Raw genomic sequence first — 12,326 nt, forward strand, 5'->3', positions numbered from 1 at the left:
TCGAGTCCCACGTCGGCGGACGAGTTAGCTCGCGAGCAACCACGGGATGAACAGCATCGCGAGGAAGCTAAACAGCATGGTGAGTCCGACCGTCGTCGTCACGGCCCGCACCATTCCGCGGGTGGCATCGATTGGTAGCCTCGAGAGGATGGCCTCCGTGGTGGTCCGGAGGATGTGCCCGCCGTCGAGCGGGAACGCCGGGATGAGGTTGAAAAAGCCCAGCTGAACGTTGATCCAGCCGGTCCAGAACAGCAGGTTCGCGATAACGAAGACGGTCCCGTCGCCGAGACCGGCGAGTGGTCCCGTCGCGACGAAGAAGTTCTCGATCCCGCCGGTAAAGCCCGCGAAGTTGTACGGGAGCAAGTCGACGACGCCCGCGATCGGCAGCAACAGTGCGATCGCAACCTTCCCGAGGAACGAGTCGGTCAGGCTGGTGAAACTCCCGTCGCCCTCGCCGCCGAGCATGACGAGGAACTCCTCTGCCGGGTAGAGCTGGATGCCGATCGGCGAGAAGTCGACGCCAGAGGTACCACCAAGGGGAGTGACGCCGAGGAACGCGGTCCCGGACTGGCGGGTGTGTTCGCCGAGCGTCACCGTCGTCTCGAGGCGCTCGTCGTCGAGGTAGCCGGCGACGACGACCTCGTCGCCGGGTTCGTGTTCGCCGATGAGCGCGTCGACGTCCTCGTAGGAGTGGACGCGTTCGTCGGCGAACTGTGTGATGACGAACGGCTCGTCGATCGTTCCGTAGTCGGCCTCGAGCGCCGATTCGAGTGGACCGTCGTCGACGACCGAGACGGCACCGCCGATCGGGATCTCTCGTTCTTCGGTGTCGCCGTCGTCGGTCGGCTCGACGGTGAGTGTCACGCGTTCTTCGTCGCCGATGGCCGCGAAGAAGTCGGATTCGGTCTCGACCGATTCGCCGTCGACGGCGACGATTACGTCACCGGACTCGAGGTCCACCGGTGCACCGCCCGGCGGTGCGATCACCTGGAGTTCGCGGTCCATCTCGAGTGTCTCGTCGCCGTTGACCTCGAGGGAGATCGTCTCGCCGTCGAGGGCATCGAATCGCTCGACGAGATCCTCGTTGTCGTCGACGGGGTCGCCTTCGAGGGCGGTGATTCGGTCGCCGGGTTCGATGCCGGCCTGGTCGGCGGGTGTGCCGGGTTCGACGCCGCCGACGGCCGCGCCGGGGGCGACGGCGATCGAGCCGGCGATGGGGCCGAACAGCAGTGCGAACACGATAATCGTCACGAGAAAGTTGGCGGTAACGCCGGCGGCGAACATCCGGGTCTGGCCACCTCTCGAGGCCTCCTTGCTGCTCTCGTGGTCGGGTTCGACGAACGCGCCGAAGGGGATGATCGCGAGCATGGCGACGCCCATCGACTCGATCTCGATGTCTTCGACGCGACAGAGCAGGCCGTGAGCGCCTTCGTGGACGACGAGGCCGACCAGGAGGCCGAAGACGATACCGGGGGCCGCAGATAGTGGCAGGAAGTCGTTGACGCCGGGGATCACGAGCACGTTCCGGGGCGTCTGGACCTCGCTCGCGGCGGGTTCGGGTGAAGAGAAGGCGGCGATGGCCGCGAGCAGGAGGAAGCCGAACATCGCGACCATGACGACGAGGCTGACGCCGATGCCGACGTTGGCGAACGCCCGCCAGAAGCGCTTCGGGCCCGAGAGCCAGTCCAGAAATTCACGACCGCGTTTGGTGTGGAAGGTGAGAATCGGGCCCTGCGTTCCGACGTAGTCGGGCAAGAGGTCGGCGTTTCGCAGGCCGATGACCGCGGCCCAGTAGATGCCGAGTCCGAGCACGACCCACGTCAGGGTTTCGGACCCGAAGAGTTCGGGAAGTGAAATGAGGGCGGGGAAGCCGGACTCCATCGATGGTACGTCAGGGGGGCGCGCTCAAATGGCTTTTGTCTGGTGTTCGGACGCGACCCGTTCACTCCGGCTGGTCTTTCCACTCGCCGATTCCCGACGGATCGAGGTGGACGTGGGCGTCGCCAACGCCCTCTACGTTCCGGAGCCGACTTGCCAGTGCAGACTCGATGTCGTGGGCCCGGCGAAACGACATGTCGCCGTCGACTTCGACGTGGACTTCCACCTCGAGCACGGGGCCGTCGTAGAAGACGGTGAGGTCGTGGACGCCCTCGACGTCGGGGTGCTTGCGGAGGGCGTTCGTGATCTCGGCGCGTTTTTTCGAGGAGGGAGCCGCGCCGACCAGATAGTCGACGTTCTCGCGCCCGATCTCGACGCCCTGGTAGACGACCAGCAGGCTGACGAGGCCACCCGCGAGCGGGTCGAGGAGTGGCTGGCCGAGCATCACGCCGAGGATGCCGACGACCGCTGCGATCGAGGTGTAGATGTCGTTCAGACAGTCGACCGCCAGCGCGTCGAGTGCGGTCGAACCGATGTCGGCGTTGACGTACTCGGTATAGCGGTAGACGAGGTACATATCGACGATCGCGAACGCCAGTGCGCCGAGCAGGAGTGGGCTGGCGACGGGTGGCTCGAGTTCGAGGAGCCCCTGTACCGACTCGTAGAGCAAGAGGAGGCCGAGCAGGGCGATGATCGCGCCGACGAACAGCGCGGTGAGCGGTTCGATCCGGTCGTGGCCGTGGGGGTGGGTGTCGTCCGGGGCGTCGAACGACCGGCGGCCCCAGACGAGCACGACGAGGCTGGCCGCGAGGTCGGCGACCGAGTGGGCCGCGTCGGCGAGCAGGGCGACGCTGCCGAAGGCCAGCCCGACGGCTCCCTCGACGACGATCTTGGCGGCGTTGCCGACGACGTTGACCGCCGCCGCCTTCGTAAACCCGTCCCGTCCGACGGCCTCGCTCATTGCCTGGTTTAGAGCGAGTCTAAACTTGGGTCTTTTCCTTCGCGCTCGTCGACGGCCGGACTGGCTCGAGTATGTCGGCGAGTAGTCGTCTGGCCCGTCTGTGGACCGTGCCGGTGCGTTCGATGCCCGGAGCTGGGTGAGTCGAGTTGCCAGATTCCAATCCGCAACGATCATACCGTTCCCGTGAGAATTCGGCCGTAACCGGGCGATGGGGCCCGCCCGACCCAACCGCCGATTCCCGTCTCGAGCGGGCGGCTGACGGTCCCTGTCCTGCTGGCGACGGCAGTCGCCGTGACCACCGTGACAGACCGACACCCACTCGTCCGACTCGAGACGCTCGCCCTCGTCGGTATCGGCGGCTTCGCCGGTGCGAACCTCCGTTTTTTCGCGGTCGGTTCCCTGCCCGACGACCTCGGGATCTTGCTCGCGAACGTCGTCGGCAGTGCGATCCTCGGCTTCCTGGTCTACGAGGCCCAGTACGCAGACGTCCTGGACCGCCGCGCCAGACTCGCGTTTACGACCGGATTCCTCTCGTCGCTGACGACCTACAGCGGCTTCGCGCTCGGAATCGCCGACGCACCGACGCTCTGGCTCGCGCTCGCCATCCTCGCCGGCAACTACGTACTCGGTTTCACGGGCGTTCTCGTCGGCCGTGCCGTCGCCTTCCGGGTGAGCGGCCTCGAGCCTACCGAACCAGCCACCGGCCCGACTCGAGGTGATGGTGGATGAACGACGTCGTATTCGCGCTCGGCCTGTCTCTCCTGGCGCTCGAGCCCGAACCGGCTCACCTCGTCGGCACCGGCGGGGCGATCGGTGCGATCTGTCGTCACTGGGTGTACCTCCAGTTGTCGTCGGAGAAGTACCCGATCCCGACGTTCCTCGTCAACGTCGTCGGGAGTTTCGGCCTCGGACTGCTCGCCTTCGGCGGGGCGAGCGAGTCGACGGTTCAGCTGCTCGGACTCGGGGCCTGCGGGGCGTTCACCACGTTCTCGTCGTTCTCCGTAGAGACGGTCCAGATATGGGAACGGGGCGACCGTGTGCTGGCGGTCCTCGTCGCCGTCGGAAACCTCGCCGGTGCACTCGCCGGCGTCGCGCTGGCGTGGGGCCTCGTGGGCGCGCTCGCCTGATCCGTCCTCCTCCCCTCTCAACTCTCTCGCAACCGCTCGAGGTGCTCTCCGATGGCGTCGAGTTCCCTCGTCTGGCGATCGGTCGCCGATCCGATGGTCTCGATCTCCTCGGCGATTTTCGTGGCCCCCTCGAGCACGTCGTCGGTCATGCTCGCGACTTCCTCCGTACTCGCCGCGAGATCGTCGGTCGCCGTGGCCACCTCGCGGGTTCCCGCAGTCGCCTCGTCGACGGTCGTCTCGATCTCTTCCAGCCGATCGACGGTCTCGGTGACGTTGTCGACCCCCCGCGAGACCGCCTCGTTGGCCGCCTCGAGGTGGTCGACCGTCGAGTTTGTGTGCTTCTGGATCGCCGTGACCATGCGTTCGATCGACTTGGCCTCGGTCTGGGACTCCTCGGCCAGCGACTTCACCTCGTCTGCGACGACCGCGAAGCCGTCCCCGGCCTCGCCCGCCGTCGCGGCCTCGATCGAGGCGTTGAGCGCGAGCAGGTTCGTCTGGTCGGCGATGTCGTTGATCACCGCCACGATCTCGTCGATCTGCCTGACGCTCTCCTCGAGTTCGTCGACCGTCGCCGTGACCTCGTCGGCGGTCGTCTCGACGGTTTCCATCTCCTCGATCGCCTCGCCTGCGGTGGTGGTCGCGCGGCCGGCAGCGTCGGCTGCCTCCTCGGTCGTCGCGTTCACCTCCTCTGCCGTCGACGCGATCTCCTCGACGGTGGCGCTCACGTTCGACACCTCGCCGGCTGTTTCGGCCATGGCGTCTGCTTGCTCGTTCGCGAGTTCCTGAATGTCTGTTGCCGTCTCCGCAACGTCGCTCGAGGTCTCTCGCAGGTCGTCGACGGAGTCGTTCACCGACGCCGCGATCCGCCGCTTGTTCTCGAGGGCCTCGCTGTCCTGACTGTAGGAGTGGAGGTACGTGTCGTTGACCACCTGCATGTCGAGGTTCGTCCCCCGGATGACGGCCGCGAGGTCATCGAAACCGTCGTCGATCGCGTCCTCGACGGCTGCCGTGGCCGCTGCTGGATCGTCCGCATCTGCGAGTGCTGCCCGGGCCCGCTCGTTCGTCGCCGCCTGCAGTTCCTCGAGAAAGAGGATCGCGAGGTTCGCGAACATCCCCCCGAAGTAGTACAGCGGCATCTCCAGACGATCGTGGAGTCGCCCGATCCGGGCTCTGTGCGTGTAATATCGACGGTCGTAGGTCCCGCCGGTGAGCGTCTCGAGGTAGCCCTCGACGATCTGGCGGAGGGCCCGTTGGTCGCGTGGCGACCGCTCGAGCACCTCCTGCGTTCGGTCGTACGCGAGAAGTGGCCCGAGGAATGCGTCGACGAGATCCTCACGTCGATCCGTCACGACGTCGTTGAGTCCCTCGAGTCGGCTGGCGTCCTCGTCGGTGAAGCCGACGAACTCCTGACGCCAGCGAACGTTTTCGTCGGTGAGACCGATCTCCGTCGTCAGATCGACGGCGTCGTAGTCCATCCCGATCGATTCCCCAGCAGCGACGGATTCCCCCGGCTCTGGTACGCGCATGGTGTACCATCAGATAACTTTTGTATAAGTGTGCTGGCCGGTAGTGGGAACAAAACGAAATACTGAATAAATCCACGGGATGGCTTCTCTCGAGGCAACTACGCCGCTCCCGTCAAATGACGGGGTCGGCAGACCACTCCTGAAAGAAAACGTATGTGTCCGCGCTACAGCAGTTCTTGAAGCAACACTGCGGCGAGCCCGAAGTAGATCACGAGCGCCGTGACGTCCTTGACGGTCGTGATCAGCGGATCCGAGGCGGCCGCCGGGTCGAAGCCGAGTTTGTTCATCAGCCACGGAATGACGTAGCCGACGACGGAGGCGACCACGCAGACCGAGACGAGTGCGATGAAGACGACTACCGCGATCGTTCCGGCGTTCGGGTCACCCGCCCAGGTCCGCCAGCCGAAGGCAGCCAGTGCACCGATGCCACCGATGATGAGGCCGATGATGAAGCCGATGAGCCCTTCACGGCCGAAGTGACGCATCGCGTTCCGGTCGTCGATGTGACCCAGCGCGAGGCCGCGGACGAAGATCGTCGACGCCTGCGTGCCGACGTTGCCGCCCATGTCCATGATCACTGGAACGAAGAAGGCCAGCGCAACGACGGCCTCGAGCGTGTCCTCGAACTGCTCGATCACGCCGCCGGCCATCAGCCCGCCCGCGAGGGCGACGACCAGCCACGGCAGCCGAAGCCGGAGAATTCGTGGGATCGAGGACTCGAGGATGGCCGAGCTACGACTCTCCTCGATGTCGGCGAACGAGAAGCCGGCCGACTTCAGGATGTCTTCGGTCGCTTCCTCCTCGACGACCTCGAGCATGTCGTCGGTCCGGAGAACGCCCGCGAGGACACCCTCGCCGTCGACGACGGGCAGCGCCGGGAAGTCGAGGTCGGCCATCTGCCCGGCGGCGAGTTCGGGGTCGGCGTCGGCGTCGATCGTCACCAGGTCGGTCTCCATGTGGGCTTCGACGACGTCGTCCTCCGGGGCGTTCAGGAGTTCCCGGAGGGACATGACGCCGACGAGACGGCCGTAGTTGTCGGTGGCGTAGAGGTAGTAAACGGTCGTTTCCTCGGAAACTGGCTCGAACTCGCGGAACTGTTCGATCGCCGTATCGACGAACGTGTCCTGCGTGACTGCGACGTACTCCTCGTCAGCGATCTCGTCGGCGCGGTCTGCGTGGAACTCGAGTTCGCGCCCGTGTTCAGCAGCCCCCATACACCTCACCCCGGCTGTGAGACCGCATGACGCCTGCGAACTCTCCTTCGAGCAGATCGAGGATCAGGTCCTCGAGACTGGGGCCGCGTTCGCGACTACCGTCGCTGATCGCCGTGTCGATTCGATTTCGACTGCTGTGATTGGTGTCCAGCATGCGGGCGGGAGTTATTAGAAGGGGCTAAAAGTCGTTTTCCTTCAGGACAGGGGCTGTATTCTAGTGACGTGGGTGACCGTCACCGACGGGCGAATGGGATCTCGGTGCCGAGAGATATTGCGCTCGACGGAAATCACATCGGGCGAACGACCCCGGTACACTTAACAGGTAACTGGGTGATTTCCCCGTATGAGCGTTCGGCGCGATTTCTGGTCGATCTATCGCGAATCGTTGCCCGTTCTCGTCATCGCGCTGGGCGGCGGCCTGTTCGCCGGGCTGGTTCTCGAGGGACTCGTCGAGAGCCTTCAGCGGTTTCCCGGTCTCTTCGTCATGATCCCGGTGTTTCTGGCGACGCGGGGCAACGTCTACGGTGCGCTGGGCGGCCGAATCGCGAGCGGCCTCCATCAGGGGCTGATCCCGCCGCGGTTCGAGTGGAACGATCGACTCGTCAACGCGGTGCTGGCGTCGTTCATCAACGGCATCGGGATCTCGATCGTCATCGGCGCGCTGACGTGGATCGCGTTGTTGCTCCTCGGCTGGGAGGTCGCCGCTCTCTACGAACTCGTCGGAATCATGGTGGTCGCCGGCGTGTTGACCTCCGTCGTGATGATCGGCGGGTTGCTCCTGTTGATCTTCTTCGGCTATCGGCTCGGGCTCGACCCCGACAACCTCGTGGGACCGATCGTCACGACGCTCGGGGACATCTTCGGCATGGCGTTCATGTGGTTCGCCGTCGTCCTCGTGGGGGCGATCCTATGACCGCCCCGGCGATCCACGCGGGGGTGCGGAACTGATGGTCGTCCCGCAGGGCTCACTCGGCACGTGGGACTGGAAGTCGATCGTCGGGACCATGTTCCCGTTGCTGATCGTCCTCTCGGTCATCGTCCTCTGGGCGGGAATCACCCTCGAGTCTGCAGAGGAGATGATCGAGGAAATCGCCATCCTCGCGGTGATGGTGCCGACGATGGTCGACATGGGCGGCAACCTCGGCGCGATCCTGAGTTCGCGCCTCTCGAGTCGGTTCCACCTTGGGACGACCGAACTCGACCCGACCGACCGGGTGCTCTGGGCGAACGTCGCGGCGATTCTCGCGCTCGCGGCGACGATCTTCACCGCGCTGGCGGTCGGTGCGGCGATCATCGACGCCGTCGTCTTCGGGGGTGTCGTCGGCCTGGCCGATCTGCTGATCATCTCGCTGGTCAGCGGGATGTCGGTCGCCGTCATCGCGATCGTCTTCAGCTTCGCGGCGACCTACGGCTCGTACCGAATGGGAATCGATCCCGACGACACGACGATTCCGATCGTCACCAACGTCGTCGACGTCTTCGGAATGGTCATCTTCATCGGCGTCTCGGCGACCGTCCTCGGCTTCTGAGACCGGTGCGGATTCCGTCAGCCGCCCGTCTGACGCACGTCGGCCGGTCTGCCGCCCGTCTGACGGACTTTCAAGGACTCCGGTGTGGGCATCGTGGCTATGGCCACCGAAACCGACGACGCAATCGCCGTTCGAATCGCACAGCAGGTCGCCACTCTCGAGGACGTGGACCCGATCGACCTCGAGCCGCCGCTGTACGAGGTCGTCGACGTCGACGCACTCGAGGCGCTGTGTGGCGGTCCGACCAGTCACGAGCCGTTCACCGGTTCCGTCTCGTTCGACTACCGCGGCTACACGATCACCGTCGACCACGAGGGCTCGATCGACGTGCTCGCGACGACGGCGAATCCCGTCGACGCAGGCCGCGATCCGACCGGGGTTTCAGGGGGCTCGAGCGCCGACGATGGCCGACTCGTCGGCGAACAGTGAGCGAAGGAGCCTCACGCGCCAGCGAGCGCTTCGAACGCGTCTGCCGCCGTTCGGGTCCCCTTCGAGATGAGCACGTCGCCGGCCTGAATCTCGGCGTCGGTGTCGCCGACGAGTATCCAGCCGTCTTCGGGCCGACGGATCGCGATCACCGACATCGTCGACTCGGCGTCGGCGACGCCGGCCTCGATCGCGATTCCGTCGAGGTCACTCCCCGCCTCGACCTCGACGCGCGTGATGATCTCGTCGCTCTCTTCGACGGCCATCCGGACGACGGGGTGGACGTCGAAGTCACGGAGGACGCCCTCGCTGATGTCGACTGCGGCGTCGCTGATGACCTCCGTGGCGCTGCCGAGCCTGATAAGCCCGCGCAGGACGACCGGATCGGACGCATCTGTTGCCGCCCGGAGCGTCCACGCCTCGAACCGGGACTCGAGCGCGTCGACTTCGACCTCGAGGTTTCGCACCTCCTCGGCCAGCCCTTCGCTGTCGAAGAGCACGCTGCTGTAGGCGAGGTCGACCGCGAGTTCGGAGAGGTTCTTCATGTGGACGATCGTGTTCACCGCCCGCTCTAGGTCGTCGATCGGTTCGCCCTCGACGCTCGGGACCTCGTAGGGGCATCCGGAGAGCGCCTCGTAGACGTCCTCGACGGCCGGAACCGGGCCACGGAGCAGCGCCACGTCGTCGGGTTCGACGGTCGTCTCCGGGCCCGGGTTGAGCAACCACTCCGTTCCCCGTCGGAGCGCGATGATCCGGACGCCGGTCTTCGACTCGAGGTCGACGTCCTGAAGCGTCCGATCGACGTACGGCGAATCGGCGTCGACGACGCCGCGGACGAGCGTCTCCGCGGCCTCCGGTAACGCGACTCGCATCGCCTCGGGGAGGCCCATCTCTTCGAGGACGATCTTGGCGATGTCACCCGCGGCGTCGCTGATCGCGCCCGCCGCGGCCACGATTCCGAGGACGGGTGCAAGCTGTTCTGCGTCGTCCGGGTTGCGAACGGCCATCATCAGGCTCATCCGTGCGCGCAACTCGAGGACGTCCATCCGCTCTTCGAGCCGGAGGACCTCCCGCGCGAGCGCTTCGTTCCGGTGCAACACCGCCGAGTACGAGAGGTCGATCAACAACTCCGCGGTGTCTTTCATCTCGACGAGCACGTCCTTGACGCTCACCGGCTCGTACGCGACCGATCCCGACGACGCCTCCCCCTCGAGCGGGTCCATACCTGAACAGAGCGATCCGTGGTGAAAAAAGCGTTTCCCGCCAGCCGCCCGCTCGAGGTCACCCTACCCGCTCACCGGTTCGAACCTGACGACGACGAACGCGCGGGCACGCTCTTCCGGGCTCGCACTCGAGTCGCCGATCACGCGACCTCCCTCGAAGAGCAGTCTCCAGAGACGCGACCGGTGGGTCAGTTCGTCGGTCCAGGCGGCGATTGCGTCGGCGTCGGTGATCGCCTGTCCCGTCGTTTCGATCGGCTCCCCGCCGATCCAGAGCGTCGCTGGATGGGGGTTCCGGAAGTTCTTCCACCAGGTAACCGCCCGGCGGCCGGTCGTGACTGCGATCGTCTCCCCATCCCGCTCGTACAGGACTGGCGTCGAGAACCGCTCTCCGGAGACCCGACCCTCGTAACTGAGCACCGCGAGCCGTCCGCTCAGAAGCGGGTGCAGTCGGGACCGGAGGATGCGGTCGACGATCGGATTGACGAGGCGACGCTCGATCCACATCGCAGATCGAACCAGCACGTTCGCGCCGGCAGTCGCCATACGAGCCGTTCGCGGTGACCGACCGTCTGTCTTGCTCTCACCCTGGTAAACTCGAGAGACTCGTGGATCGACCCGCGGAACGACGCCATCCGACACGATTTTGGACGGCCACAGTGAAGCCACGAGCAATGATCGACCGGACCTACCTGCGCGAGCACCCCGACGAAGTACGCGACGCCGTCGAAAACCGCGGCGCGGACGTCGACGTCGACGAGATCCTCGAGCTCGACGAACGCTGGCGGGAACTCAAGGCCCGCGGCGACGAACTCCGTCACGAGCGAAATCAGGTCACCGAACGGATCGGCAAACTGGTCGCCGAGGGCAAGGTCGACGAACGCGAGCAGGCCATCGAGGAGTCGAAGGAACTCAAAGACCAGATCGAGGACGTCGAGGCCGAGGCCACCGAGCTGAAAGCCGACCTCGAAGAACGGATGCTCGAGGTCCCGAACGTCCCCGACGAGAGCGTCCCGCTGGGACTCGACGAGCGGTACAACGTCGAGGACCGCCGCTGGGGGTTCGACGATCTCAGAGTCGACCCCGACGACGTCACGCCCCACTACGAACTTGGCGAGGACCTCGACATCATCGACGAGGCTCGTGCCGCCAAGACCACCGGCTCTGGCTTCTACTTCCTCAAGGGCGACGGCGCTCGCCTAGAGCACGCGCTGGTCCAGTTCATGATGGACGTTCACCGCGAGCAGGGCTACGTCGACCTCTTCCCGCCGATTCCGGTCAAGAGCGAATCGATGCGCGGCACCGGACAACTGCCGAAGTTCGCCGACGACGCCTACCGACTGGGCGGCAGCAACGAGGAGGAATACGAAGACGAGGACCTCTGGCTCTGCCCCACTGCGGAGGTCCCGGTCACCAACATGTACGCCGACGAAATCCTCCTCAACGACGACCTCCCGCTGAAACACCAGGCCTACACGCCGAACTTCCGCCGTGAAGCCGGCGAGCACGGGACCGAAACCCGCGGCATCGTCCGCGTCCACCAGTTCAACAAGGTCGAACTCGTCAACTTCGTCGAACCCGAGGAGAGTTACGACCGCCTCGAGAGCCTGCTCGAGGAAGCCGAGGAGGTCCTCAAACGGCTCGAACTTCCCTATCGCATTCTCGAACTCTGTACCGGCGATCTCACCTTCGCCTCCGCGAAGACCTACGACATCGAGGTCTGGGCCCCCGGCGACGACATGGACGACGGCCCCGACGTAGGCGGGCGCTGGCTCGAGGTCTCGAGCGCCTCGAACTTCGAGGACTTCCAGGCCCGTCGGGCTGGCCTGCGCTATCGCCCCGAACGCCACGAGTCCGCAGAGTACCTCCACACGCTGAACGCGTCGGGACTCGCGCTCCCGCGCGTGATGGTCGCGATCCTCGAGTACTACCAGAACGACGATGGCACGGTGACGGTCCCCGAGGCGCTGCAGCCGTACATGGGCGGCAAAGAGATCATCGAGGGCCACGAGAAGGTCGGCGAGAGCGCGCTGGGTGCGGGCGAACGCGAGTAGGTCAGTACGTTCTGACGTCGACACCGAGTCGTTCGAAGTCGGTCTCGTTGGCTGTCAGTACGGCGTCGTCGAGAACAGTGGCAATGGCACCGATATAGGCGTCGTTCGTCTCGACACCGCTGTCACCACCTGCGTCTCTGTCAGCTTCAGCGAGCAACGTGCTCGCGGTCCTGGCAATCTCCTCGTTGATGTCTACCCGCGGATAGCCGAGGAGTGCATTTCGAACCCGTCGGCGCTCGTCGTCGCTTTTCGTGCAGGTGACACCGTAGTATACTTCCGCGACGACGGGTGTGGGCAGCCACTGGACTTCTCCGGATTCTGTAAGATCGTGCCCCAGAGCGAGCGCTGCTCGTGACCCATCCATGAGGTCGAAAATGTACGACGTGTCGAG

Annotated in this window: 14 protein-coding genes; 6 read left to right on the forward strand and 8 right to left on the reverse strand. The window is 65.3% G+C overall.

The annotated features are described in order from the left end of the window. Positions 1-24: 24 nt before the first annotated feature. Positions 25-1,881, reverse strand: a complete 1,857-nt coding sequence (locus B1756_RS10560; protein WP_086888503.1) for a site-2 protease family protein — start codon at positions 1,879-1,881, stop codon at positions 25-27. Between the two features lie 61 nt (positions 1,882-1,942). After that, a complete protein-coding gene (locus B1756_RS10565) occupies positions 1,943-2,839 on the reverse strand; it encodes a cation diffusion facilitator family transporter (RefSeq protein WP_086888504.1) in 897 nt (298 codons plus the stop codon). Between the two features lie 300 nt (positions 2,840-3,139). On the opposite strand from B1756_RS10565, the gene B1756_RS10570 reads away from it, so the two are divergent. Together B1756_RS10570 and B1756_RS10575 are read left to right on the forward strand one after the other, a co-directional pair. Continuing rightward, a complete protein-coding gene (locus tag B1756_RS10570; protein WP_086890143.1) occupies positions 3,140-3,568 on the forward strand; it encodes a fluoride efflux transporter FluC in 429 nt (142 codons plus the stop codon). Continuing rightward, on the forward strand, positions 3,565-3,966 hold the full coding sequence (locus B1756_RS10575) for a fluoride efflux transporter FluC (protein ID WP_086888505.1): 402 nt from the start codon (positions 3,565-3,567) through the stop codon (positions 3,964-3,966). Before B1756_RS10570 ends, B1756_RS10575 begins: the two co-directional genes overlap by 4 nt. A 17-nt stretch (positions 3,967-3,983) precedes the next feature. On the opposite strand, the gene B1756_RS10580 is transcribed toward B1756_RS10575, so the two are convergent. From B1756_RS10580 to B1756_RS19650, 3 genes are all read right to left on the reverse strand, one after another. Next, positions 3,984-5,492 carry a globin-coupled sensor protein gene (locus B1756_RS10580; protein WP_086888506.1) on the reverse strand — a complete coding sequence of 503 codons (1,509 nt, stop codon included), beginning with the start codon at positions 5,490-5,492 and terminating at the stop codon, positions 3,984-3,986. Between the two features lie 164 nt (positions 5,493-5,656). Then, complete coding sequence (gene mgtE / locus B1756_RS10585) at positions 5,657-6,706, reverse strand: magnesium transporter (RefSeq protein WP_086888507.1); 1,050 nt, start codon at positions 6,704-6,706, stop codon at positions 5,657-5,659. Next, positions 6,693-6,860: a hypothetical protein gene (locus B1756_RS19650; RefSeq protein WP_186336448.1), complete on the reverse strand. Its 168-nt coding sequence runs from the start codon at positions 6,858-6,860 to the stop codon at positions 6,693-6,695. The genes mgtE and B1756_RS19650 overlap by 14 nt, the downstream gene beginning before the upstream one ends. A 189-nt stretch (positions 6,861-7,049) precedes the next feature. On the opposite strand from B1756_RS19650, the gene B1756_RS10590 reads away from it, so the two are divergent. From B1756_RS10590 to B1756_RS10600, 3 genes are all read left to right on the forward strand, one after another. Then, positions 7,050-7,619: a magnesium transporter gene (locus B1756_RS10590; RefSeq protein WP_086888508.1), complete on the forward strand. Its 570-nt coding sequence runs from the start codon at positions 7,050-7,052 to the stop codon at positions 7,617-7,619. 34 nt (positions 7,620-7,653) lie between these two features. Further along, positions 7,654-8,235: a magnesium transporter gene (locus tag B1756_RS10595; protein ID WP_086888509.1), complete on the forward strand. Its 582-nt coding sequence runs from the start codon at positions 7,654-7,656 to the stop codon at positions 8,233-8,235. 99 nt (positions 8,236-8,334) lie between these two features. Beyond that, a complete protein-coding gene (locus B1756_RS10600) occupies positions 8,335-8,664 on the forward strand; it encodes a HalOD1 output domain-containing protein (RefSeq protein WP_161493175.1) in 330 nt (109 codons plus the stop codon). 11 nt (positions 8,665-8,675) lie between these two features. Here B1756_RS10600 and B1756_RS10605 read toward each other — a convergent pair whose 3' ends face one another. Both B1756_RS10605 and B1756_RS10610 read right to left on the reverse strand, forming a co-directional pair. Beyond that, positions 8,676-9,884 carry a potassium channel family protein gene (locus B1756_RS10605; protein WP_086888510.1) on the reverse strand — a complete coding sequence of 403 codons (1,209 nt, stop codon included), beginning with the start codon at positions 9,882-9,884 and terminating at the stop codon, positions 8,676-8,678. Positions 9,885-9,947: 63 nt separating this feature from the next. Continuing rightward, a complete protein-coding gene (locus B1756_RS10610) occupies positions 9,948-10,427 on the reverse strand; it encodes a hypothetical protein (protein ID WP_086888511.1) in 480 nt (159 codons plus the stop codon). A 128-nt stretch (positions 10,428-10,555) separates the two neighbouring features. On the opposite strand from B1756_RS10610, the gene serS reads away from it, so the two are divergent. Continuing rightward, positions 10,556-11,935, forward strand: coding sequence for a serine--tRNA ligase (gene serS / locus B1756_RS10615; protein WP_086888512.1), 1,380 nt, complete (start codon positions 10,556-10,558; stop codon positions 11,933-11,935). A 1-nt stretch (position 11,936) separates the two neighbouring features. Here serS and B1756_RS10620 read toward each other — a convergent pair whose 3' ends face one another. Continuing rightward, complete coding sequence (locus tag B1756_RS10620; RefSeq protein WP_267128186.1) at positions 11,937-12,299, reverse strand: PIN domain-containing protein; 363 nt, start codon at positions 12,297-12,299, stop codon at positions 11,937-11,939. Positions 12,300-12,326: the final 27 nt, after the last annotated feature.

The organism is Natrarchaeobaculum aegyptiacum, from assembly GCF_002156705.1.
Classification (GTDB): Archaea; Halobacteriota; Halobacteria; order Halobacteriales; family Natrialbaceae; genus Natrarchaeobaculum; species Natrarchaeobaculum aegyptiacum.